At 69.5% G+C, this 22,324-nt stretch carries 26 protein-coding genes; 7 read left to right on the top strand and 19 right to left on the bottom strand.

The genetic code is table 11. The features are described 5' to 3' along the window. The gene (locus tag J2P76_RS15830) at positions 1-657 is read left to right on the top strand and encodes a 3-oxoacid CoA-transferase subunit B (protein WP_207408637.1); all 657 of its coding nucleotides are present in this window, start codon (positions 1-3) and stop codon (positions 655-657) included. Next, entirely contained in the window at positions 657-1,484 is an 828-nt protein-coding gene (locus J2P76_RS15825; protein ID WP_207408636.1) for an IclR family transcriptional regulator domain-containing protein, read from the top strand. Before J2P76_RS15830 ends, J2P76_RS15825 begins: the two co-directional genes overlap by 1 nt. Positions 1,485-1,495: 11 nt before the next feature. Here J2P76_RS15825 and J2P76_RS15820 read toward each other — a convergent pair whose 3' ends face one another. The 7 genes from J2P76_RS15820 to J2P76_RS15790 form a co-directional block, all read right to left on the bottom strand. After that, entirely contained in the window at positions 1,496-2,518 is a 1,023-nt protein-coding gene (locus tag J2P76_RS15820) for an amino acid ABC transporter substrate-binding protein (RefSeq protein ID WP_207408635.1), read from the bottom strand. Between the two features lie 295 nt (positions 2,519-2,813). After that, positions 2,814-3,872 (bottom strand): L-threonylcarbamoyladenylate synthase, encoded by a 1,059-nt coding sequence (locus J2P76_RS15815; protein WP_207408634.1) that lies wholly within the window; start codon positions 3,870-3,872, stop codon positions 2,814-2,816. A 5-nt stretch (positions 3,873-3,877) separates the two neighbouring features. Further along, positions 3,878-5,068, bottom strand: a complete 1,191-nt coding sequence (locus J2P76_RS15810; RefSeq protein WP_207408633.1) for a 5-(carboxyamino)imidazole ribonucleotide synthase — start codon at positions 5,066-5,068, stop codon at positions 3,878-3,880. Positions 5,069-5,106: 38 nt separating this feature from the next. Next, complete coding sequence (gene purE, locus J2P76_RS15805; RefSeq protein WP_207408632.1) at positions 5,107-5,628, bottom strand: 5-(carboxyamino)imidazole ribonucleotide mutase; 522 nt, start codon at positions 5,626-5,628, stop codon at positions 5,107-5,109. Positions 5,629-5,731: 103 nt separating this feature from the next. After that, the gene (locus J2P76_RS15800) at positions 5,732-6,304 is read right to left on the bottom strand and encodes a disulfide bond formation protein B (RefSeq protein ID WP_207409231.1); all 573 of its coding nucleotides are present in this window, start codon (positions 6,302-6,304) and stop codon (positions 5,732-5,734) included. Between the two features lie 18 nt (positions 6,305-6,322). Then, complete coding sequence (locus J2P76_RS15795) at positions 6,323-6,475, bottom strand: DUF5993 family protein (RefSeq protein WP_207409263.1); 153 nt, start codon at positions 6,473-6,475, stop codon at positions 6,323-6,325. Positions 6,476-6,606: 131 nt separating this feature from the next. Beyond that, positions 6,607-7,488 (bottom strand): phosphoribosylaminoimidazolesuccinocarboxamide synthase, encoded by an 882-nt coding sequence (locus J2P76_RS15790; protein WP_207408631.1) that lies wholly within the window; start codon positions 7,486-7,488, stop codon positions 6,607-6,609. Between the two features lie 383 nt (positions 7,489-7,871). Between J2P76_RS15790 and J2P76_RS15785 the strand changes: the two genes are divergently transcribed. Further along, positions 7,872-8,300: a GFA family protein gene (locus tag J2P76_RS15785; protein WP_207408630.1), complete on the top strand. Its 429-nt coding sequence runs from the start codon at positions 7,872-7,874 to the stop codon at positions 8,298-8,300. Positions 8,301-8,357: 57 nt separating this feature from the next. Here J2P76_RS15785 and fba read toward each other — a convergent pair whose 3' ends face one another. The 9 genes from fba to phnG all read right to left on the bottom strand — a co-directional run bounded on the left by fba (position 8,358) and on the right by phnG (position 15,953). Continuing rightward, positions 8,358-9,422 (bottom strand): class II fructose-bisphosphate aldolase, encoded by a 1,065-nt coding sequence (gene fba / locus J2P76_RS15780; RefSeq protein ID WP_207408629.1) that lies wholly within the window; start codon positions 9,420-9,422, stop codon positions 8,358-8,360. A 168-nt stretch (positions 9,423-9,590) separates the two neighbouring features. Next, positions 9,591-10,025 (bottom strand): hypothetical protein, encoded by a 435-nt coding sequence (locus tag J2P76_RS15775; RefSeq protein ID WP_207408628.1) that lies wholly within the window; start codon positions 10,023-10,025, stop codon positions 9,591-9,593. A 113-nt stretch (positions 10,026-10,138) separates the two neighbouring features. Then, positions 10,139-11,326 (bottom strand): alpha-D-ribose 1-methylphosphonate 5-triphosphate diphosphatase, encoded by a 1,188-nt coding sequence (locus J2P76_RS15770; RefSeq protein WP_207408627.1) that lies wholly within the window; start codon positions 11,324-11,326, stop codon positions 10,139-10,141. A gap of 2 nt (positions 11,327-11,328) precedes the next feature. Beyond that, entirely contained in the window at positions 11,329-12,045 is a 717-nt protein-coding gene (gene phnL, locus J2P76_RS15765) for a phosphonate C-P lyase system protein PhnL (protein WP_207408626.1), read from the bottom strand. A gap of 5 nt (positions 12,046-12,050) precedes the next feature. Further along, on the bottom strand, positions 12,051-12,827 hold the full coding sequence (gene phnK / locus J2P76_RS15760; protein WP_207408625.1) for a phosphonate C-P lyase system protein PhnK: 777 nt from the start codon (positions 12,825-12,827) through the stop codon (positions 12,051-12,053). After that, positions 12,824-13,714, bottom strand: coding sequence for an alpha-D-ribose 1-methylphosphonate 5-phosphate C-P-lyase PhnJ (locus J2P76_RS15755; RefSeq protein WP_207408624.1), 891 nt, complete (start codon positions 13,712-13,714; stop codon positions 12,824-12,826). Before J2P76_RS15755 ends, phnK begins: the two co-directional genes overlap by 4 nt. Beyond that, a complete protein-coding gene (locus tag J2P76_RS15750) occupies positions 13,711-14,874 on the bottom strand; it encodes a carbon-phosphorus lyase complex subunit PhnI (RefSeq protein WP_207408623.1) in 1,164 nt (387 codons plus the stop codon). Before J2P76_RS15750 ends, J2P76_RS15755 begins: the two co-directional genes overlap by 4 nt. 1 nt (position 14,875) lies before the next feature. Beyond that, entirely contained in the window at positions 14,876-15,487 is a 612-nt protein-coding gene (gene phnH / locus J2P76_RS15745; protein WP_207408622.1) for a phosphonate C-P lyase system protein PhnH, read from the bottom strand. Between the two features lies 1 nt (position 15,488). Next, entirely contained in the window at positions 15,489-15,953 is a 465-nt protein-coding gene (gene phnG / locus J2P76_RS15740; RefSeq protein ID WP_207408621.1) for a phosphonate C-P lyase system protein PhnG, read from the bottom strand. Positions 15,954-16,140: 187 nt separating this feature from the next. Between phnG and phnF the strand changes: the two genes are divergently transcribed. From phnF to phnN, 4 genes are all read left to right on the top strand, one after another. Then, positions 16,141-16,866 carry a phosphonate metabolism transcriptional regulator PhnF gene (gene phnF / locus J2P76_RS15735; protein ID WP_207408620.1) on the top strand — a complete coding sequence of 242 codons (726 nt, stop codon included), beginning with the start codon at positions 16,141-16,143 and terminating at the stop codon, positions 16,864-16,866. Between the two features lie 79 nt (positions 16,867-16,945). Further along, the gene (locus J2P76_RS15730) at positions 16,946-18,139 is read left to right on the top strand and encodes an alpha-D-ribose 1-methylphosphonate 5-triphosphate diphosphatase (RefSeq protein ID WP_207408619.1); all 1,194 of its coding nucleotides are present in this window, start codon (positions 16,946-16,948) and stop codon (positions 18,137-18,139) included. A 6-nt stretch (positions 18,140-18,145) separates the two neighbouring features. Continuing rightward, positions 18,146-18,880 (top strand): DUF1045 domain-containing protein, encoded by a 735-nt coding sequence (locus tag J2P76_RS15725; protein ID WP_207408618.1) that lies wholly within the window; start codon positions 18,146-18,148, stop codon positions 18,878-18,880. Then, the gene (gene phnN, locus J2P76_RS15720) at positions 18,877-19,488 is read left to right on the top strand and encodes a phosphonate metabolism protein/1,5-bisphosphokinase (PRPP-forming) PhnN (protein ID WP_207408617.1); all 612 of its coding nucleotides are present in this window, start codon (positions 18,877-18,879) and stop codon (positions 19,486-19,488) included. The genes J2P76_RS15725 and phnN overlap by 4 nt, the downstream gene beginning before the upstream one ends. 109 nt (positions 19,489-19,597) lie before the next feature. Here phnN and phnE read toward each other — a convergent pair whose 3' ends face one another. The 3 genes from phnE to phnC form a co-directional block, all read right to left on the bottom strand. Beyond that, a complete protein-coding gene (gene phnE / locus J2P76_RS15715; RefSeq protein WP_207408616.1) occupies positions 19,598-20,392 on the bottom strand; it encodes a phosphonate ABC transporter, permease protein PhnE in 795 nt (264 codons plus the stop codon). A gap of 67 nt (positions 20,393-20,459) precedes the next feature. Then, complete coding sequence (phnD, locus tag J2P76_RS15710) at positions 20,460-21,443, bottom strand: phosphonate ABC transporter substrate-binding protein (protein ID WP_207408615.1); 984 nt, start codon at positions 21,441-21,443, stop codon at positions 20,460-20,462. Between the two features lie 36 nt (positions 21,444-21,479). After that, the gene (gene phnC / locus J2P76_RS15705) at positions 21,480-22,322 is read right to left on the bottom strand and encodes a phosphonate ABC transporter ATP-binding protein (protein WP_207408614.1); all 843 of its coding nucleotides are present in this window, start codon (positions 22,320-22,322) and stop codon (positions 21,480-21,482) included. Between the last annotated feature and the right edge of the window lie 2 nt (positions 22,323-22,324).

Raw genomic sequence — 22,324 nt, 5'->3', positions numbered from 1 at the left:
ATGAGCGCACAGCAGACATTCCAGCCCCTGACCCGCGAGCAGCTGGCGCGGCGCGTGGCGCGCGACATTCCCGACGGCAGCTACGTCAACCTGGGCATCGGCATGCCGGTGCTGATCGCGGCCCACCTGCCGCCCGGCCGCGAGATCGTGCTGCACAGCGAAAACGGCATCCTGGGCATGGGGCCGCCGCCGGCGCCCCAGGCCGCCGACCGCGACCTGATCAACGCCGGCAAGCAGCCTGTTACGCTGCTGCCGGGCGGCGCGTTCTTCCATCATGCCGATTCGTTCGCCATGATGCGCGGCGGCCACCTGGACTTCTGCGTCATGGGCGGCATGCAGGTGTCGGCCGCGGGCGACCTGGCCAACTGGTCGCTGGGCCGTACCGGCGAACCGCCCGCCGTGGGCGGCGCCATGGACCTGGCGGTGGGTGCTCGCCGCGTCTACATCATGATGGAACACAACGCCAAGAACGGCGCGCCCAAGATCGTGCAGCGCTGCACCCTGCCCCTGACCGGCGCGGGCGTGGTCAGCCGCGTCTACACCGACCTGGCGGTCATCGACGTCACGCCCGACGGACTGGTGGTTCGGGATATGATCGACGGCCTCACCCTGCAAACGCTGCAGTCGCGCACCGGTGCGCCGCTGCGCGCCGCCTGATGCGCAACCCGCCGCCTCCGCCCGATTACGCCGCCCCGCTGCCCGCCGACGAGCACCCCGACCGCTTCCGCGGCGACCCCGACTTCATGCTGACGCTGTCGCGCGGGCTGCGCGTGATCCGCGCCTTCGGCGAACGCCGCTACCCGCAGACCGCCGCCGACCTGAGCCGCCGCGCCGGCCTGCCGCGCGCCGTCACGCAGCGCTGCCTGCACACGCTGATCCGCCTGGGCTTTGCCGAGCAGCAGGGCCGCCACTACGTGCTGACGCCGCTGATACTCAGCCTGGGCCACGCGTATTTCTCGTCCACGCCGTTTGTGTCGCTGGCGCAGCCGGTGCTGGAAGAACTGAGCGCAACCGTGAACGAAACCTGCGCGCTGGCCATCATGGAAGGCAACGAGGTGCTGTACCTGGCGCGCTCGGAGGTGCACCGCATCCTGGCCACCACGCTGGGCCTGGGCAGCCGCCTGCCGGCCTACTGCACCACCATCGGGCGCGTGATGCTGGCGCAATTGCCGCCGGCCGCGCTGGACCGTTATTTTGAAACGGTGGAACTGGCGCCCTACACCGAGTTCACCGAAACCTCGCCCGCGCGGTTGCGCGAGATCATCGCCCGGGTGCGCGAGCAGGGCTACGCGGTGGTGGACCAGGAACTCGACCTGAACGTGCGCGCCATCGGGGTGCCGGTGCGCGCGGCCAGCGGGCGGGCCTGCGGCGGCCTGAACGTCAGCGTCAAGTCGCCACGCCTGCCGCTGGCGCGGTTCACCAGCGAGTTCCTGGCGCCCATGCAGGCCGCCGCCGACAAGCTGGGACAGTTCCTGGTGCTATAGCGGGGGCCGGCCTAGCGGATCGGCCAGGGATACATGGCCCCGCCCTGGCTCCACAGCGCATTGGTGCCGCGTTCCAGCCCCAGCTTGCTGCCCTTGCCGAGATTGCGTTCGAAGATCTCGCCGTAGTTGCCGACCGCCTTGATGGCGTTATAGGCCCATTTTTCGTCCAGGCCCATGTTCTTGCCCATGCCCGGCGTCACGCCCAGGATGCGCAGCACATTGGGATTGGTGCTTTTGGCCATTTCGTCGACGTTCTTCTGGGTGATGCCGTATTCCTCGGCTTCCATCAGCGCGAACAGCGTCCAGCGCACGATGCCCAGCCAGTTCTCGTCGCCCTGGCGCACCATCAGGCCCAGCGGTTCTTTCGAGAAGCGTTCCGGCAGGATTTCGTAATCGCCCGGATTGGCCACCTGGGTGGCGCGCACCGCCGCCAGTTGCGAGGCGTCGTCGGTAAAGGCGTCGCAGCGGCCGGACTCGAAGGCGCGCACGACTTCGGTGACCTTGTCGATGACCACGGGCTTGAACTTGATGCCGCGGGCGCGGAACCAGTCGGCCAGGTTGAGTTCGGTGGTGGTGCCCGGCTGCACGCACACGGTGGCGCCGTCGAGTTCCTTGGCGCTTTTCACGCCCAGGTCTTTGCGCACCATGATGCCCTGCCCGTCATAGAAGGTAGCGGCCACCGCGGCCAGGCCCAGCGAGGTATCGCGCGTCTGGGTCAAGGTGACGGTGCGCATCAGCACGTCGACTTCGCCCGATTGCAGCGCCGTGAAGCGCTGCTGGGTGGACAGCGCCGTGCCCTTGTATTTGCCGGCATCGCCGAACACCGCCGCCGCCACGGCGCGGCAGATGTCGACATCCATGCCTTCCCATTCGCCCTTGCTATTGGTGGCGCTGAAGCCCGATACGCCATCGGACAGGCCGCACTGCACGAATCCTTTGCTCTTGACCGCATCCAGGGTGGGGCCGGCCAGGGCCGCCTGGGATGCACATGCCAGCGCGATGGCGCCGGCCATCGAGGCGAGTTGCCGCTTCATGATTGCTGCTCCTTTGAGAGTGTCAGCGCGCCCCCGGCGGGCCTTGTGGGCCACGGGAGACGCATAAGGTTGGATCCGGGCGGGCCCGGGTGAAGGAGATTACGACAACTTCGGGGGGGGAAGATAGGTGGCGGGCCGTATATGGCAGGGGGGAATTGGTTCTTCTGGCATTGTTGGCGCCAGGGGGGTTCTTGAGCTTCGTAGGGTCGTTGTTGTTGGAAAGAGGAAAATCGTGCGGGGCCGCCATAGACGGCCGCCCAGCGCGGCCGTCTATGGCATTCGGATATCGATGCAGTCAGGTTCCCGGCAGACCCGTCGTGTCCAGGGTGAAAGCCGCCGCCGCCCTGCCGATGCGGTCGTTCACGGCCCGCCAGGCGTCGTTGGCCGGCGGCGCCTGCACCAGGATCCGCGCGTAGTCTCCGCCGTCGAGTTCCCGCAGCAGGGTATACAGGGCCTGGGCGTAGTGGCCGGCGTCGTCGGGCACCTGGTGCCAGGTGATCCGCGCGTCCAGGCCCGCGGGGGCCGCGCCGAAGGCCGCGATGGCCACGCGGCCGGCGGGCAGGCCCTGGCCGCGCGCCGCGCCCGCCAGGGCCTGCGGCCCCACCAGTTCCAGCGGCGTGTGCGGCGCGTAGTGCGCCTTCAGCGTGCCCGAGGCGCGCGGCGCGGCGGCGTCGGGCATGGCCACCGGCACGCCCAGCACCGCCTCGATCTGGGCCGGCGTAACGTGGCCGGGGCGCAGCAGCACCGGCCCCACGCCCTGCTCCAGGCGCGACAGGTCGATGATGGTGGACTCGATGCCCACCTGCGCCGGCCCGCCGTCCAGCACCGGCATGCCCCGCGCCACTTCTTGCGGAAACTCGCCGCGCACGTGCTCGGCCCGCGTGGGCGACACGTGCCCGAACTTGTTGGCCGACGGCGCCGCCACCCCGCCGTGCCCGCCCGGCTTGCCGGCCGCGAACGCGCGCAGCAGCGCCTGCGCCACCGGGTGCGACGGGCAGCGCAGGCCGATGCTGTCCTGCCCGCCGCTGACCGCGGCGCCCGCATGCGGCGCGCGCGGCACGATCAGCGTCAGCGGACCGGGCCAGAAGGCGTCGATCAGCTGGCGGGCCTGGCTGGAAATGCCGCGGGCCCAGTAGCCCAGGTCGGCTTGCGGGGCCACGTGCACGATCACCGGATGGTTCGACGGCCGGCCCTTGGCGGCGTAGATGTGCGCCACCGCCTCGGGGTTCTGCGCGTCGGCGCCCAGGCCGTACACGGTTTCGGTGGGAAACGCGACCAGTTCGCCGGCCAGCAGGCGTTCGGCCGCGCGGGCGATGGCGGCCGCGTCGGGCAAGGTGGAGTCGGGTTGCGGCATGGCGCTTATTCGGGGGCGGCCATGCCCAGCGCCGCCGCGACGCGCGCGGCGTCGGCGCGGGCCTGCTGCAGCGTGGCGGCCACCACCGTGACGTGGCCCATTTTGCGGCCGCGCCGCGGCTCGTGCTTGCCGTACAAATGCAGCTTGGCCGACGGCACGGCCAGGGCGGCCGCCCAGTCGGGCTCGCGCGCGGCCGTGGCGCCCGGTTCGAACCAGATGTCGCCCAGGATGTTCAGCATCACGGCCGGCGCCAGCAGCGCCGTGCTGCCCAGCGGCAGGCCGGCCATGGCGCGCGCCTGCTGTTCGAACTGGCTGGTGGCACAGGCGTCGATGGTGTAGTGGCCGCTGTTGTGCGGCCGCGGGGCGATCTCGTTGACCACCAGGCTGCCGTCGGTCAGCACGAAGAATTCCACGCACAGCACCCCGTGGTAGCCCAGCCCGCGCGCGATGGCGCGCGCCGCGTCGGTGGCCAGCGCCTGCCGTTGCGCATGGGCGGCGTCGCCATCGGTGGCCGCCACCGTCGACACCGCCAGGATGCCGTCGCGATGCAGGTTGCGCGCCACCGGAAACACCACGTCGGCGCCGTCGAAGCCGCGCGCCAGCACCACCGAGATTTCGTAGTCGAGCGGCATCAGGGCTTCCAGCACGCACGGCACGCCGCCGAAATCGGCAAAGGCGGCCTGCGCCTCGGCGCGCGTGGCCACGCGCGCCTGGCCCTTGCCGTCGTAGCCCAGCCGGGCCACTTTCAGAATGCCGGGAAACAGCGCGTCGGGCGCGGCCTGCAGGTCTTGCGGCGCGCGGATGGCGGCATGCGGCGCCACCGGGATGCCCTGCGCGGCGATGAAGGTTTTTTCGGCGATGCGATCCTGCACGATGGCCACCGCGTCGGCGGCCGGGCTGACCCGGCACTGCGCGGCCAGCGCGCGCAGGCTGTCGGCCGGCACGTTCTCGAATTCGGTGGTCACGGCCCGGCAGATTTGCGCCAGCTGGGCCAGGCCGGCCGGGTCGTCGTAGGCGGCCTGGATGTGGCGGTCGGCCACCATGGCGGCCGGGCCGTCGGCGGCCGGGTCGAGCACGGCGACGCGATAGCCCAGGCTTTGCGCGGCATGGCAGAACATGCGGCCCAGCTGGCCGCCGCCCAGCAAGCCCAGCCAGCCGCCGGGCGCGATCGTGAAGGAGTCTGTGGATGAAGTCATACGGATGGCGCGCCCGGTGGCGGGCGCGCGGCAGAAGGTCAGGGCTGCGGGGGCACCGCCATGTTGCGGGCCGTCTCGGTCTGGCGCGCGCGGAACGCCAGCAGTTGGCGATGCAGCGCATCGTCGGTGGCCGCCAGCGTGGCGATGACGTGCAGCGCCGCGTTGGCCGCGCCGGCCTCGCCGATGGCGAAGGTGGCCACCGGCACGCCCTTGGGCATCTGCACGATGGACAGCAGCGAGTCTTCGCCGCGCAGGTAGCGCGAGGGAACCGGCACCCCGAACACCGGCACTTCGGTCAGGGCGGCCATCATGCCGGGCAGGTGGGCCGCGCCGCCGGCGCCGGCGATGATGCCGCGCAGGCCGCGCGCGCGGGCCGCGGCGCCGTAGTCGGCCATGTCCTGCGGCATGCGGTGGGCCGAGATGACGCGGGTTTCGTGCGGCACGCCGAATTCTTCCAGCATGGCCACGGCGTGCTTCATGATGTCCCAGTCGCTGGAAGAACCCATGATCACGCCCACCACGGGAGTGGCCGGCGCGGATGCGGAAGAAGTCGTTGTCATGGCAGAGTCGGCAAGGCGGAAGGCGGGCAGGCGCCGCACCGTGGCGCGGCAGGCGGAAAACCCGGTATTTTACCCGCCCCGACCGCGAAGCGGCCCGGCGCGCCTACGAACCGCCGCCGGCCGGCGCCGCGGCGGGCGCGCCGGGGCTGCCCGGGCATTCGCCCAGCCCGCATTCCAGCGAGGTAACGGCCACATTGGCCAGGATCGCCAGCAGGAACAGCCCCATCACGATCAGGGCCGGCAGCGCCACGGGTTTTTTCAGGGCGTTGTCGCCCCATTTGCGGTCGGCCGCCAGCATCAGCACGCAGAACACCAGCAGCGTGCAGAAAGCCAGGAACGCCCACGAATAAATGTGCATGCCCAGCAGCGGCGGGCCGCCGGGCAGCGCTTGCGCGCCGGCCTGCGCCAGCAGCTGGTTGCCGGCCGCCACCAGGCCGCCCAGCGAGGCCGCGATCACCATGGCGTAGTGCAGGGGCGACGGGCCCAGCCGGATATTCAGCAGCAGCCCCACCCCGGCCATGACGAACGCCGCGCGCTGCAGCAGGCACAGCGGGCATGGGGCGGCATCGAACAGCAGCTGCCAGACGAACGCCACATACAGCAGGATGCTGATGCCCAGCAGCGCCAGGGTATTGACGATGCGCGAGCCCCGGGCGGGGTTCAGCGAAAAGATCACGCTCATCCAGCGCGGGCGCTACAGGGCCAGCACGAATGGCTCGGCCAGGTGCAGGCGGGCGCCGGCCACGAAAATCAGCAGCGTCGCCAGCCACAGGGTGAAGCAGGGGCGGCGCTTGCCGAGCATGCCGTACCACACCGCCAGGGCGCTGGTCAGAAAGGGCAACATCATGATCATGCGATCGATCCTCCGGAGGTCGATCGTTACGATACGAAATATTGCGTAGCGCTGGCCGGCAAACAAGGCGGCCAAAGCGCCCTATTTCATGCAATTGGCCGGCGGCACGCGCCGGCCGGGGCGGGTCAGGCTACCAGGCGGTCGAGCGCCTCGCGGTACTTGGCCGCGGTTTTCTCCAGCACTTCCTGCGGTAGGCGCGGGGCCGGCGGGGTCTTGTCCCAGGTCTGGGTTTCCAGCCAGTCGCGCACGAACTGCTTGTCGAACGACGGGGGGCTGATGCCCACGCGATAGCCGTCGGCCGGCCAGAAGCGCGACGAATCGGGGGTCAGCACCTCGTCCATCAGGTGCAGCGTGCCGTCGTCGTCCAGGCCGAATTCGAACTTGGTGTCGGCAATGATGATGCCCTTGGTGGCCGCGAACTGGGCCGCCTCGGTGTACAGGCGCAGGGTGACGTCGCGGATGCGCTCGGCCATGTCCTGGCCGACTTCGTTGACCACGTGGGCGAAGTCGACGTTTTCGTCGTGCATGCCGAATTCGGCCTTGGCCGCCGGCGTGAAAATGGGCTGGGGCAGCTTGCTGGCCTGCTGCAGGCCGGCCGGCAGCTGGATGCCGCACACCGCGCCGGTGGCCTGGTAGTCTTTCCAGCCCGAGCCAATCAGGTAGCCGCGCGCCACGGCCTCGACCAGCACCGGCTTCAGGCGCTTGACCACCACGGCGCGGCCGCGCACCTGGTCCAGTTCATCGGGCGCCACCACGTCTTCGGGCCGCACGCCGGTGGAATGGTTGGGCAGAATGTGCGCCAGCTTGCCAAGCCAGAATTCGGTCAGCTCGGTCAGCACCTGGCCCTTGCCGGGGATGGGGTCGTCGAGAATCACGTCGAATGCGGAAATGCGGTCGGAAGCGACGATCAAGAGCTTGTCGTCGCCCACGGCGTACATGTCGCGCACTTTGCCGCGACCCAGTAGCGGCAGGGACTTGATGCTGGATTGGTGCAGGGCGGAAGTCACGAATCGGCCTAATCGGAAAAATGCGCATAGGTTACTGCAAATGGCGCTGGTGGGTGGCTTGAGTTCTTGCCCCGTCCCGCGGCGTTCGGGCAGGCGGGGGCGGCGCACGTCCGTCGGGCTCGGGCGCATCCAGGCGCCCTCGGCCCGCTGCGCGGGCTGCCCCGCCGGCCAAACGCGCCGCCCCCGCCTGCCCGAACGCCGCGGGACTGCGAGTGTATAAATTCGAGCCACCGGCCATAGCCTGGGGACTCAAAAATGCAGACGGATATTGCCAGGTGCCAGACACCCGGCCATAGCGCCCGGCGCCCCGAGAACGCAAACGAAAAGACCGACGGCGGCATGGGTTAGGCTTATCCATCCCGCACACGCCAGGAGCCCATTCCATGCCCCCGCAACGCGAGTTCTCCCCCCTGACCGGCGGCTGCCAATGCGGCGCCGTCCGTTATGCCATTACGGCCGAACCCATGGCCGCGGCGACTTGTCATTGCCGCGACTGCCAGTATGCGAGCGGCGGCGCGCCGGCGCATGCGTTGCTGGTGGCGCCGGCCGCGCTGCAGGTGTTGCGGGGCCGGGCGCACGAACACGTCTATCGGGGCGATTCGGGGAACACGGTCATGCGCAGCTTCTGCCGCGATTGCGGCACGCCGCTGTTCGGGGGCACCGAGGGCGCCGGCTATGCAATCGTGAAAGCCGGATCGCTGGACGACCCGGAGCAATTCCGGGCCCGCCTGGCGTTGTGGACGGATTCCGCGCCCTCGTGGCATCACATCGACACCACGATACCGGGCTTTGCGCGTAACGCGCCGGGCTGAGGGGCCGGCCGCCCGGCGCCGCCCGCGCGGGGCGGCGCCTTTTCACCGCGGCAGGGTTTACTGCACGACCTGGGTCAGCTTGCCGGCGGCGTACTGCTGCGCCATCTCGGACAGCGGCAGCGGCTTGATCTTGCTGGCGTTGCCGGCGGTGCCGAACTGGGTGTAGCGCTGCACGCAAATGGCCTTGGCGGCGGCGCGCGCCGGCTTCAGGTATTCGCGCGGGTCGAATTTGCCGGGGTTTTCGGCAAAAAAGCGGCGGATGGCGCCGGTCATGGCCAGGCGGATGTCGGTGTCGATGTTGACCTTGCGCACGCCGAACTTGATGGCTTCCTGGATTTCTTCCACGGGCACGCCGTAGGTTTCTTTCATGTCGCCGCCGAATTCGCGGATCTCGGCCAGCAGGTCTTGCGGCACGCTGGAGCTGCCGTGCATCACCAGGTGGGTGTTGGGCAGGCGGGCGTGGATTTCCTTGATGCGCGAGATCGACAGGATGTCGCCGGTGGGCTTGCGGGTGAACTTGTAGGCGCCGTGGCTGGTGCCGATGGCGATGGCCAGCGCGTCGAGCTGGGTCTTGCGGACGAAATCGGCGGCCTGCTCGGGGTCGGTGAGCAGCTGTTCGCGGGTCATGGTGCCTTCGGCGCCGTGGCCGTCTTCCTTGTCGCCCTTCATGGTTTCCAGCGAGCCCAGGCAGCCCAGCTCGCCTTCGACGGTGACGCCCAGCTTGTGGGCGATGTCGACCACTTTCTTGGTGACGTCGACGTTGTACTCGTAGTCGGCGATGGTCTTGCCGTCTTCTTCCAGCGAGCCGTCCATCATGACGCTGGAGAAGCCCAGGTCGATGGCGCCCTGGCACACCTTGGGCGACTGGCCGTGGTCCTGGTGCATGACCACCGGAATGTGCGGATAGGATTCCACCGCGGCCTGGATCAGGTATTTCAGGAAGCCTTCGCCCGCGTATTTGCGCGCGCCGGCCGAGGCCTGCATGATCACCGGGCTGTCGGTTTCAGCGGCGGCTTCCATGATGGCCTGAACCTGTTCCAGGTTGTTGACGTTGAACGCGGGAATGCCGTAGCCGTGCTCGGCGGCGTGGTCGAGCAACTGGCGCATGGAAACTAGGGCCATGGGGTGGTCCTCCTGAATGGCAATGGAATGATTGGTTGGAGCCTTGCTGAATAACGGGATTTTAGCCGGGATTGGAGCCGGACTCCCGGCGACGGGTTGTCAGGACATGACGGTATGTAAATCTTCTGGTCCGGGCGAAAATCCCGGCCGCGCCCTGCCGTCGGCGGCTCAGTCGTTCACCTCGCAGCCCACCGGCTCGCCGTCGTCGAATTCGACGTCGTAGGTATGCTCGGCGTCCCAGGGCACGGTGAACCACATTTCATAACCATCGCCGGTTTCGTCGAACAGCCACACGGCCCGCAATACCGCGCAGCCGGCCATGGCCTCGGCGGTCTGCTCGGGCAGCCAGCGGGCCGGGTCGATGCCCTGCTTCAGCCATTGTTCGGGCGAATAATGGTCCAGCAGGAAATCGGCCGCCGCCAGGATCTGTTCGTCGAGCCGGGCCACCAGGTCGCGCACCACGCGCGACGCCGAGGGGTCGGGCGCCTGGCCGTCGGTCTGGATCATGACGTGGATGGGCGGGCGCCCGGGGCCGGCCGGCACATTCTCGGCGGCCCACAGATCGGGGGCTTCGGGATCTTGCACGAAATTCAGCATTGCCATGATGCGGGCCTCCGGCCATGACGCGCCGGCCCGTCGCGCGGGCCGGCAGATATGGTCCATTTAACCAGAAGGCCGGCGCCCGGCGCCAGCCGGCGCGGCGCGCGCGGGGGCCGTCAGGCCGCCACGGCCTCGCGCGGGGCGCGGCGCGAGGCCGCGTGGTAGTGCGCCGCGAACACCAGCCGGCCCGCCGACCAGGCGTGGCTGACCAGGGGCAAATCCCCCACCAGCGCCACCGCGACCAGGTCGGCGCGCAGGCCCGCGGCAATGCGGCCGCGGTCGCCCAGGCCGCAGGCATCGGCCGGGTTGGCGGTCACCAGCGCCACCGCCTGCGACAGCGTCAGGTCGCTTTGCGCCGCCACGGCGAACGCCGCGGCGATCAGGGTGGATGGCTGGTAGTCCGAGCACAGGCAGCTGGCCACGCCGGCGCGCACCGCGTCGATGGCGCGCATCGAACCGCTCTGGCTCTGCCCGCGCAGCACGTTGGGCGCGCCCAGGATGGTGGGCAGGCCGCACGACACCGCCGCCGTCGCGGTGTCCAGGTTGATGGGAAACTCGCTCATCGACACGCCCAGGTTGCGCATGGTGGCAATGCGCTGCACCGAATCGTCGTCGTGGCTGGCGGTGGGCACGCCCAGGCGGCGCGCATGCGCCAGCAGGGTCTCGACCCGCAGCGCGGCGCCGTCGCGGGCCTGCAGCTTGGCGCGCGCCGCTTCCTCGGCCTCGTCGCGGCTCATGGCATGGTTGCCCATCATGTATTGCAGATAGGCTTCCAGCGTCTTGAACTGGCCCTGCCCCGGCGAATGGTCCATTACCGACAGCAGGTCGACCACGCCCTCGTCCAGCAGCGCCTGCAGCACCGGCATGGCGGTCGCGTCGGTGATTTCGTAGCGGCAGTGCACCCGGTTGTCCACCAGGCTGTGGGCGCGGAAGGCATGCAGCGTGCGCGCCACCTGCGACGCGGTCTGGTTGTTGCGCACGCCCCATTCATTATTGGCAAACGACAGCGCATGGAACGGCGTGGTGATGCCGGCCGCGGCATTGCGCCGGTCGACCTGGGCCACCGCGAAATCCAGCGGAAACAGCACGCGCGAGCGCGGCTCGGCTTCTTTTTCGATGGCGTCGCAATGCAGGTCGATCAGGCCGGGCAGCAGCGTCTGGCCTTCCAGGTCGATTTCCTGCGCGGCGCCCGCGCCGTCGGGGTCGATGGCGGCAATGATGCCGTCTTCGATCAGGACGGCGCTGTTGGACAGCACGGCGTCCGGCAGGACAATGCGGGCGTGGGTCAGGTACAGGGCGGGCATGGCTACTCCAGGGCGCCGGCCGGAATCGCCGGCTGGATGGGCAGGATGCGCGTGGCGACCTCGTCGCGCACGGCTTCGTCATGAAAAATGCCGATCAGGCAGCGGCCGGCGGCCACGGCCTCGCGGATCAGGGCCACCACCACCGCGCGGTTGTCGGCATCCAGCGAGGCGGTGGGCTCGTCCAGCAGCAGCACCGGATGGCCGCCGATGAAGCCGCGCGCGATGTTCACGCGCTGCTGCTCGCCGCCCGAAAACGTGGCGGGCGGCAAGCCCCACAGGCGCTGCGGCACGTTCAGCCGGGCCAGCAGCGCGGCCGCCTGCCCGCGCGCGGCCGCGGCATCCACGCCGCGTTCGCGCAGGGGCTCGGCCACCACCTCCAGGGTGCTGACGCGCGGAATCACCCGCAAGAACTGGCTGACGTAGCCGATGACGTCGCGCCGCAGGCGCAGAATGCGCTGCTCGGGCGCGCCGGTCAGTTCGACCCACTCGCCGCCGTCGCGTACGCGGATGCTGCCCTCGGTGGCCAGGTAGTTGCCGTAAAGGCAGCGCAGCAACGTGCTCTTGCCGGTGCCCGAGGGGCCGGCCAGCACCAGGCAGTCGCCCGGGCCGGCGTCGAAGTTCACGTCGCGCAGCACCGGCAAGCGGATGCCGCCCTGGTTGTGCAGGGTGAACATCTTGCCCAGGCCGCGCACCTGGATCAGGGAAGTAGAGGCATTCATGAGATTCAGCTCTGCAAAATGGACGACACCAGCAACTGCGTGTAGGGGTGCTGCGGGTCGTCCAGGATCTGGTCGGTCAGGCCGCTTTCGACCACGCGGCCGCCGCGCATGACCAGCGTGCGGTGCGCCAGCAGCCGCGCCACGGCCAGGTCGTGGGTAACCACGATGGCGGCCAGTTTCAGGTCGGCCACCAGCTGGCGCAGCAGGTCGAGCAGGCGCGCCTGCACCGACACGTCCAGCGACGCGGTGGGCTCGTCCATGAACACCACGCGCGGGTGGGTAACCAGGTTGCGGGCGATCTGCAGGCGCTGCTGCATGCCGCCGGAAAACGCGGCCGGCTGGTCGTCGAGCCGGCCCGTGTCGATTTCCATCTTCTGCAGCCAGCTGCCCGCCACGCGGCGCAGTTCGCCGTAGTGGCGCTGGCCCACGGCCATCAGGCGCTCGGCGATATTGGCGCCGGCGCTGACCTGCATGCGCAGCCCGTCGCGCGCGTTCTGGCGCACGAAGCCCCAGTCGGTGCGCGCCAGCAGCCGCAGGTGGGCCGACGACAAAGACGCCAGGTCGACAAAACCGCGGTCGCGCGTGTCGTACCACACGCTGCCCGACTCGGGCCGCGCCTGCCACGACACCGCCTGCAGCAGCGTGCTCTTGCCCGAGCCGGATTCGCCCACCACGCACAGCACTTCGCCGGGGTGCAGGTCGAAACTGATGTCGCGGCAGCCGTGCACGCCGTCCCAGGTGCAGGTCATGTCGCGCACGGAAAGCAGGGCCTGGTTGTTCATGCCGCGGCCTCCGCGGCGGCGCCGGTGTGCCCGGCGGCCTGGCGGCCGGCGCAGTACTCGGTGTCCGAGCACACGAAGCGGCGCGTGCCCTGGTCGTCCAGAATGATCTCGTCCAGGTAGCTGTGGTCCGACCCGCACAGTTCGCAGCAGTGGTCCCACTGCTCGACGCAAAACGGATGGTCTTCGAAGTCCAGGCTCTTGACCCGCGTGTACGGCGGCACGGCGTATACGCGCTTTTCGCGGCCGGCGCCGAACAGCATCAGCGCGGGGTTGCCGTCCAGCTTGGGATTGTCGAATTTCGGAATGGGCGAGGGGCGCATCATGTAGCGGCCATTGACGATGACCGGATAGTCGTAGGTGGTGGCAATGTGCCCGTGCTGCGCGATGTCTTCGTACAGCTTCACGTGCATGCCGCCGTACTCGGCCAGGGCGTGCATGGTGCGGGTCTCGGTTTCGCTGGGTTCCAGCCAGCGCAGCGGCTCGGGAATGGGCACCTGGTAGACCATGATCTGCCCTTCGCGCAGCGGGGTTTCGGGAATGCGGTGGCGCGTCTGCACAATGGTGGCCTCGCGCGTGGATTCGGTGGTGCGCACCCCGGTCACGCGGCCGAAAAAGCGGCGGATGTTGATGGCGTTGGTGGTGTCGTCCGACCCCTGGTCGATCACCTTCAGCACATCGGCCTGGCCGATGATGGCGGCGGTAACCTGGATGCCGCCCGTGCCCCAGCCATAGGGCAGCGGCATTTCGCGGCTGCCGAACGGCACCTGGTAGCCGGGAATGGCCACCGCCTTCAGCAGGGCCCGGCGCAGCATGCGCTTGGTGGATTCGTCCAGGTACGCGAAGTTGTAGTGGTCGTCGCGCGCGACCGTGGCTAGTGCGGAGTTCATGACGACAGGGCCTCGTCGGCAATGGCGGCGGGCGCCGCGCTGGGCGCGGCGGCAAATGCGGTAGATGCGGCGGCGGCCGGCGCCCGGGCGGCGGCCTGTTCCTGGCGCAGCCGGCGCAGCAGTTCCAGGTTGGCCTGGAAGTCCACATAGTGCGGCAGCTTCAAGTGCTGCACGAAGCCCGAGGCCTCGACGTTGTCGCTGTGGTACAGCACGAACTCGTGGTCGTTGGCGGGCGCGTCGCCGGCCTCGCCCAGTTCGTGCGCCTTCAGGGCGCGGTCGACCAGCGCCATCGACATGGCCTTGCGTTCGCCATAGCCGAAGGTCAGCCCGTAGCCGCGCGTGAACTTGGGCGCCTCGTGCGCGCTGCCGGCGAACTGGCTGACCATCTGGCATTCGGTCAGCTCGATCTCGCCCACCGTCACGGCGAAGCCCAGCTCTTCGATAAACATGTCCACTTCCAGCGACCCGTAGCGGATCTCGGCGGCGAACGGATGCGTATTGCCGTAGCCGCGCTGCGTGGAATAGCCCATCGACAGCAGAAAGCCTTCGTCGGCGCGGGCCAGGTTCTGCAGGCGCGCATCGCGCCCGGCCGGAAAGGCCAGCGGCTGGCGCGTCAGGTCGAACGGCGCCGGGTCGCCGGGCGGCATGGCTTCCTGGTCGATCAGGTCGTCGTGCTGCAGCAGGTCGGTCACGCGCGGCATGGACGCGGGCAGCGGTTCGGCGGCCGGCGGCAGGGGCTCGGCGGCCTCGCCCTCGGCTTCCAGCGAGAAATCCAGCAGCCGCTGCGTATAGTCGTAAGTGGGCCCCAGGATCTGCCCGCCGGGCACATCCTTGAACGTCGACGAAATGCGGCGCGACAGGCGCATGCGCGCCGTGTCCACCGGCTGCGTATAGCCGAAGCGCGGCAGCGTGGTGCGGTAGGCCCGCAGCAAGAACACCGCCTCGATCACGTCGCCGGCGGCCTGTTTGATGGCCAGCGCGGCCAGCTGCGGGTCGTACAGCGCGCCCTCGGCCATCACGCGCGATACGGCCAGCGGCATCTGCTGGCGGATCTGCGCCAGCGTCAGCTCGGGCACCTGCGCATCGCCGCGCCGGTAGGCGTCGAGCATGCGGTAAGAATTCAGGATGGCGCGTTCGCCACCTTTGACGGCCACGTACATGTCAGTCCTCCGCTTGCACCGTGCGGGGCAAGCCGCACAGCCGGTGGCCCTGGATCAGGAACACATCCACGCCCAGGGGAAATATCTGGCGGTTGGCCCGCCACTGCGCCCAGAATCCGGCCGGCAGGCCGGCCGCCCGCAACTCGCGCCGCGTGGCGATGCCCGGCCCGGCCAGGGTCACGGCCGCGACGCCCTGCAGCGATTCGACTTCCAGCAGCAGCGTGGTAGAGGTATCGGGATAGGCCGGGTCGCCCGGGTGGCAGCGGCCGAGTTCGGGCGCGGCATGGCCGGCCGGCACGGCGGCGAAGCGCGCCTGCGAGGGCTCGTCGACCAGCGGGCAGCCGCAATGAAAACGCAGGAACTGGCGCACTGCCTCGGGCACGCCGGCCGGCAGCCACACCGGCGCATCGACATCGGCCAAGGCCAGCAGCATGGCCGTCATGGCGGGCGACAGCCCCGGCGGCACACCGCAGCCGGCGGCGATTTCCTGGATGCTGCCGGGGTGCGCCAGGGCCTGCAGCGCGGCGCGGAACGTCTGCTGCGACTGGGTAACCGCATCGCCAAAGCCCGGGGCCGGCGGCGCGCCGGATGGCGTTGTCTGCACAGAAATCATTTCAGTCTTCGCCTCGTACCATTGTGAAGAATTCAACTTGCGTCTGCGCGGCCACGCATGATTGCCGGCGCGCGCGCTCGGCATGCGCCTGCGCCAGCGGCTCGATGACGCCGGCCTGGATGCGGTCGTGCCACTCATCGCGCTGCAGCAGCGCGTCGAGCACGGCGGCGTGTTCGGCATGGCGGCGCGCGCGGCCGGGCACATAGCCCACGCCCATCGTGCCGCCTTCCAGGGTGACGGCGCAGCGGGTGATGCTCATTTCGCCCAGATTGAACTGCGCGCCGGTACCGCCGCTGCGGGCGCGCACCATGGCCATGCCGCTTTCCGCCGGCCGCAGCGTGCTGTGCGGCGGCAGCGGGCCCAGGGCCTGCACGGCCCGGTCCAGCGCGGCCGGCTCGGCCAGCGCCAGCACCCGCATCCAGGCGGCGCGCCGCCCGGCGGCCGGGGAAGTCGTGTCGGTTTGCATAATTTCCTCTAAACGTCTAGACGACTAGATGCAGTATGATACGGAACTGGCGCCAGTACAACACCGCCGCATGAATTTTTCATGACACCGCGGCATCGCGCCGCGCAGGCGCCGCCACGGGCCGACGGCTGATGCACAATCATGGCCGTCCATCATGAAGCTGCCATTACGGAAACGGATTATCACCATGGTCGAACGAGGCTCGGGCGTCGCAGTGTGGCGACAAATCGGCGAACTGCTGGCGGACGAGATCCGCAACAAGCTCTATGCGCCAGGCGAACGCCTGCCGCCCGAACCCGAACTGGCGGCCAAGTTCTCGGTCAACCGCCACACCATCCGGCGCGCCATGGGCGAACTCGAGCAAAGCGGCCTGGTGCGCATCGAACAAGGCCGCGGCACCTTCGTGCAAGAACACGCCATTGATTACGCTATTGGCCGGCGCACCCGCTTTTCAGAAAACCTGCTCAGCCAGGGCATGCTGGGCTATATCGAGATCATGGGCAGCCAGAGCCTGCGCTCGGCCGAGATCGCCCGCCACCTGGGCCTGGCCCGCACCGCGCCGCTGCTGCGCGTGCAGGCGCTGGGCAAGGCCGAGAACCGCTGCATCGACGTATCCGAGCACTACCTGGACGAGAAGCGCTTTCCGGACTTCGCCGACAGCCTGCGCAAGCTGCGCTCGATTTCGCGCGCCTATGCGCACTACGGCGTCACCGACTACGCGCGCAAGTGGTCGCGCATTACCGCGGCCCTGCCCACCCCCGAAGTGGCCCGTCTGCTGGGCCAGCCCAAGACCCGCCCCATTCTGCAGGTCGAGGCCCTGAACGTCGACCGCGACGGCGCGCCGCTGCAATACAGCGTGACCCGCTTTGTGGGCGACCTGGTGCAACTGGTCGTGTCCGACGACGCGCCCTGATCCATGCGCGGGCGCCGGGCGCTCGCGCCAATTCGTCTAGACATCCAGCTGTCACAGAAGTCCGATAAGGTGGCGATCCATGAATCCTGAATCCTCTTCTTCTGCTGCACTGGCCGGCATCGCCGGACGGCGCCTGCTGACTCCCGCCGGGCTGGGCGCCGGCCAGCTGGCCTTTCGCGACGGCCGCATCGGCGACGGCGCCGCCGCGCCGGGCGCGGCCTGGCTGGACGCGGGCGACCTGCTGGTGCTGCCGGGCATTGTCGACCTGCACGGCGACGCGTTCGAGCGCGCCGTCATGCCGCGCCCGGGCGTCACGTTTCCGTACGACGCCGCGCTGCACGACGTCGACCGCCAGCTGCTGGCCAACGGCATTACCACCGAATTCCATGGCGTGACGCTGTCGTGGGAAGGCGGGCTGCGCGGCGAGCCGTACGCCGAGCGCATGTTCGAATCGCTGTCGCGCATGCGCGGCGCGCTGGGCGCGCGCCACCACGTGCACCTGCGCTTCGAGACCCATCACGTCGGCGGGGTAGAGACCGCCCAGCAATGGATACGCGCCGGCCGCGTGCAGTTCCTGGCCCTGAACGACCACCTGCCCTCGATGGCGCGCCGCCTGGGCGACGACCGCAAGCTGCTGCAATACGCCGACCGCGCCGAGTGCGACCTGGACACGTTCCAGGGCCGTATCCGCCAGGCCATGGCAGCCGCCGACGCGGTGGGCGACGCCATGCGCGAACTGACCCGCAGCGCGCGCGAGGCCGGCCTGAGCGTGGCCTCGCACGACGACCCGGACGCCGCCACCCGCCGCTACTACCACCAGCTGGGCTGCCGTGTGGCCGAATTCCCCCTGACGCCCGACGCGGCCCGCGTGGCGCGCGACCTGGGCGATGCCGTGGTGTTCGGCGCCCCCAACGTAGTGCGCGGGCGCAGCCACACCAATGCGCCCAACGCCACCGACATGGTGCGCGCCGGGCTGTGCGACATCCTGACCTCGGACTATTACTACCCGGCCCCGCTGGCGGCCGCGTTGCGGCTGGCCGACCAGGGCGTGCTGCCGCTGGCGCAGGCCTGGCGCCTGGTATCGGCCAATCCGGCCCGCGCCGCCGGCCTGGCCGACCGCGGCACGCTGGCGGCGGGCCAGGCCGCCGATGCCATCGTGGTCGACGACAGCGTACCCGGCCTGCCGCGCGTGTGCGCCGCCATTGTCGGCGGCGTGCTGCGCCATGCCACGCGCAGCTTCGAGACCCATCACGCCCAGCGCATCGCCGCATAGCACGCCATGCCGCAAGCCTACCGCTACGCACTGTACCTGGCGCCGGTGGGCGCCTGGCGCGACCTGGGCCGGCAGTGGCTGGGCCGCTGCGAGGAAACGGGCGCTGCCCTGCCCCGCGCGGCCGGCGCCGATGCCCGGCAGGATGCCTGGACCCGCGCGCCGCGCCGCTACGGCCTGCATGCCACGCTCAAGCCGCCCTTCCAATTGCGCGCCGGCACGCAGCCGGCCGGCCTGGACCAGGCCGTGCGCGCGCTGGCCGCCGGCCGCCAGGCGTTCGGCATACCGCTGCGGCGCGAGCGCCTGCGCGGCTTCCTGGCCTGGCGCATCGACGACTCACGCGCGCTGGCCCGCATGAATGCGCTGGCCGGCGCGTCGGTCGCCGGGCTGGATATTTTCCGCGCCCCGCCCTCGGCGGCCGAGCTGGCGCGCCGCCAGCCGCAGGCGCTGACCCCCGCGCAGCGCCAGATGCTGGAGCGCTGGGGCTACCCCTACGTCTTCGATACGTTCACGTTTCACATCACCCTGACCGGGCATCTGGACAACGCCGACCTGGACGCGGCCGATGCCCGGCTCGACGCGCTGGACGCCCCCGCGCTGCAAGCCCCCATGCCGGTGCGCGCCATCAGCCTGTATGTCGAGCCCGCGCCGGGCGCCGACTTCATCGTGGCGCGCCATTACGGTTTCGACGGCGCCTGCCGCGACGGCGCCGGCGCGCGCTTCCTGGACGGCGGCGCGTCATGAGCCCGCCGGGCCGCCCCGAAGACTCCGCCATACACCCGCCCGGAACGCGGTTGGTCTACCTGATGGGCGCTTCGGGCAGCGGCAAGGACACCCTGCTGCGCTGCCTGCGCACGGCCTTGCAGCCGCAGGAACCCGTGCTGGTCGCGCACCGCTACATCACCCGCCCCAGCGGCGCCGACGAGGCCTCTGTCAGCCTGAGCGAGGCCGAATTCGAACGCCGCGCGGCCATGGGCTGCTTCGCCTTGCACTGGGCCAGCCATGGCCTGCGGTACGGCATCGGCATCGAGATCGACACCTGGCTGGCCAGCGGCGCGGCCGTCGTGATCAACGGCTCGCGCGCCCACCTGGCGCAAGCCTGCGCCCGCTACCCGGACCTGGCCGCCATCGAAGTCGTGGCCGACCCCGCCATCCTGGCCCGCCGCCTGGCCGCGCGCGGCCGCGAAACCCCCGAACAGATCGCCGCCCGCCTGCAACGGGCCTCCCGCCCCTTCCTGGCCCCCGCCGGCTGCCAGGTCACGCAGCTGGCCAATAACGGCCTGCCCGAAGAAGCGGCGCAACGCCTGCTGTCGCTGGTGCGCAGCAAGCTGTCCCGCTGCAACGCCCTTTAAAGTCTCGCCCTGCCGCGATCTCGCGCACGCCGCCCTGAATGGTTTTCGGCGCCGCACAGAGCGGCGCCAGAAGCATCGGCTCGGAACAGGTTCAACCGTAAGCAGGCCCTCAGATCAAGGCCTTGCGGATCCGCGCCGACAACAGATCGATCACCACCACAAACCCCACGATGATGATCATCACCGCGCAGGTCTCGGCATACTGGAAGCTGCGGATGATTTCCCACAGCACCGTGCCGATCCCGCCCGCGCCCACAATGCCCACCACCGAAGCCGACCGCACGTTCGATTCGAACCGGTACAGCGAAAACGAGATCCACAGCGGCAGCACCTGGGGAATCACCCCGTAGACCACTTCCTCGACCGCGTTCGCGCCCGTGGCACGCACTCCTTCCACCGGGCGCGGGTCGATGGCCTCGACCGCCTCGGCGAACAGCTTGGCCAGCACCCCGGTGGTGTGCACCCACAGCGCCAGCACGCCCGCGAACGGCCCCAGCCCCACCGCCACGATAAACAGCATGGCGAACACCATTTCATTGATGGCGCGGCAGGCATCCATCAGGCGGCGCATCGGCTGGTACACCCAGGGTGGCACGATATTGGCCGAGCACAGCAGCCCGAACGGCACCGCCATGGCAATGGCCAGGAACGTGCCCCAGATGGCGATCTGCACCGTCACCAGCATCTCGTCCATGTACATGCGCCAGTCGCGGAAATTCGGCGGAAAAAAATCGGCCGCGTAGGCGGCCATGTTGCCGGACTCGGTCACCAGATCCAGCGGGCGCATGTCGGCGCCGCGCCACGACAGCATCAGCAACGCCAGCACCACGCCCCATACCAGCAGGCCGGGCAGAGAAGATCGCGCCGCGGCGGGATGGCGGGCAGGCGTAAGAACAGTGCTCATGGGGAAAATCCGTGCGAAAGGCAAAGAAACGCGCGCCGGCCCGCGCCATGCGGGCCGGCGCCGCGGCTTACTGCGGCTTGGCCGCCAGCTTGTCCAGCTCGGCCAGTTGGCGATCCAGCTCGGCCAGCTTCGCCTTCTTGTCGGCGGCGCTCAGCGTGGTGTCGGTTTCGACGTGGATCTTGGTCTTGGCCAGTTCCATCTGGCGGATCGGCACCAGCTGCGCGTTGCTGGAAGCGCGGAAACCCTTGTAGGTCAGGCCGGCCAGCACTTTCTGCTGGCGCTCGGCGTCGGCGCCCTTGCCGTAGTTCACGAAGAACGCCTGGATGCGCTGCTTCACGTCGGCCGGCAGGTCGCTGCGCACCACCATCGGGTCGGCCGGGATCAGCGGCGACTTCCACAGGATGCGCACCGATTCGGTGGCATCCTTGCCGGTGTTCACGCGGTAGCGCTCCAGCATTTCGGTGTTGTTGATGGCCACGTCCACCTGCTTGTTGATCACCGACAGCAGGTTGCTTTCATGGTTGGACGCGCGCACGGTCTTGAAGAAGGTCTTGGGGTCGATGCGGTGCGCGCCCCACAGGAAGTAGCCGGGCACCAGCGTGCCCGAGGTCGAATTGGGGTCGCCCGCGCCGTAGCTCAGCTGCTTGCCGTTCTTCAGCACGTCGTCCAGCGTCTTCAGGTTGCTGTCCTTGTTGACCAGCAGCACCGACCAGTAGCCGGGGTTGCCGTCCTTGTCGATTACCGAGGCGAACACTTCGCCCTTGGCGCGGTCCACGGCTTCCATGGCCGACTTGTTGCCGAACCAGCCCAGCTGCACCTTGTTGAAGCGCATGCCTTCGATGATGCCGGCGTAGTCCGAGGCGAAGAACGGCTTGACGGGCACGCCCACCGCCTTGCTCAGGTCATCGATCAGCGGCTGCCAGGCCTGCTTCAGGTTGGTGGACGACTCCGTGGAAATGATGCCGAAATTCAACGGTTTGGCATCCTGCGCCCAGGCGGCGGAAGACAGGACCGTCGCGGCGGCCAGGGCACAAAAAGTTCTGCGTAGCATAAGTGGACACTCCGTGGGGAAATCGGGGTTCGGGGTTCAGGCCGCGGCGGCCAGCGGCCGCGGCTCGATCAGGGTCGATGGCTGCGCGGCGCGCCCGCCGTCGTGCGGCAGCAGCTCGGCGACGTCGGCGCCATACAGATCGCGCAGCATCGATTCGGTCAGCTCGGCGGCCGGGCCGTCGTACACCACCCGGCCGTGGCGCAGGGCCACCACGCGCGCGCAATAGCGCAGCGCCACGTCGACCTGGTGCAGCGACACCACCACGGCCACTTTGCGGCTGCGGTTGATGTGCGCCAGCGTATCCATCACGCGGCGCGACGATTCCGGGTCCAGCGAAGCGATCGGCTCATCGGCCAGGATCACGCGGGCGTTCTGCACCAGCGTGCGTGCGATGGCGGCGCGCTGCTGCTGCCCGCCCGACAGGGTCGAGGCGCGCTGAAATGCATAGTCGTCTATACCAACCTGAGCCAAGGCGTCCAGGCCGAGCTGCACCTCGGCGCGGCGGAAATAGCGCAGCAGGCTGCGCCACAGCGGCACGCGGGGCAGCAGGCCGGTCAGCACATTGGTAATGACGGGCAGGCGGCCCACCAGGTTGAATTGCTGGAATACAAAGCCGATGCCGGCGCGCGCGCCGCGCACCCGCGGGCTGATGCGGCCGTCGCGCTGGATGGGCTGGCCGTTCACCATGACGCTGCTGCTGCCCGGATCGGCCGCGATGAAGCCGGCCAGGTGGCGCAGCAGCGTCGACTTGCCCGACCCCGACGCGCCCAGCAGCGCCACCATTTCGCCCGGCGCCACCGCCAGGTTCACGTCGTCCAGCGCCTTGGCGCCGGCGCGGAAGGACTTGCTGAGGCCGCGCACCTCGATTGCGTTGGTCATGA

Source organism: Bordetella petrii (assembly GCF_017356245.1).
Classification (GTDB): domain Bacteria; phylum Pseudomonadota; class Gammaproteobacteria; order Burkholderiales; family Burkholderiaceae_B; genus Bordetella_A; species Bordetella_A petrii_D.
Note: the sequence above shows the minus strand (reverse complement) of the source record. Positions and strands in the feature narration are given on the sequence as shown.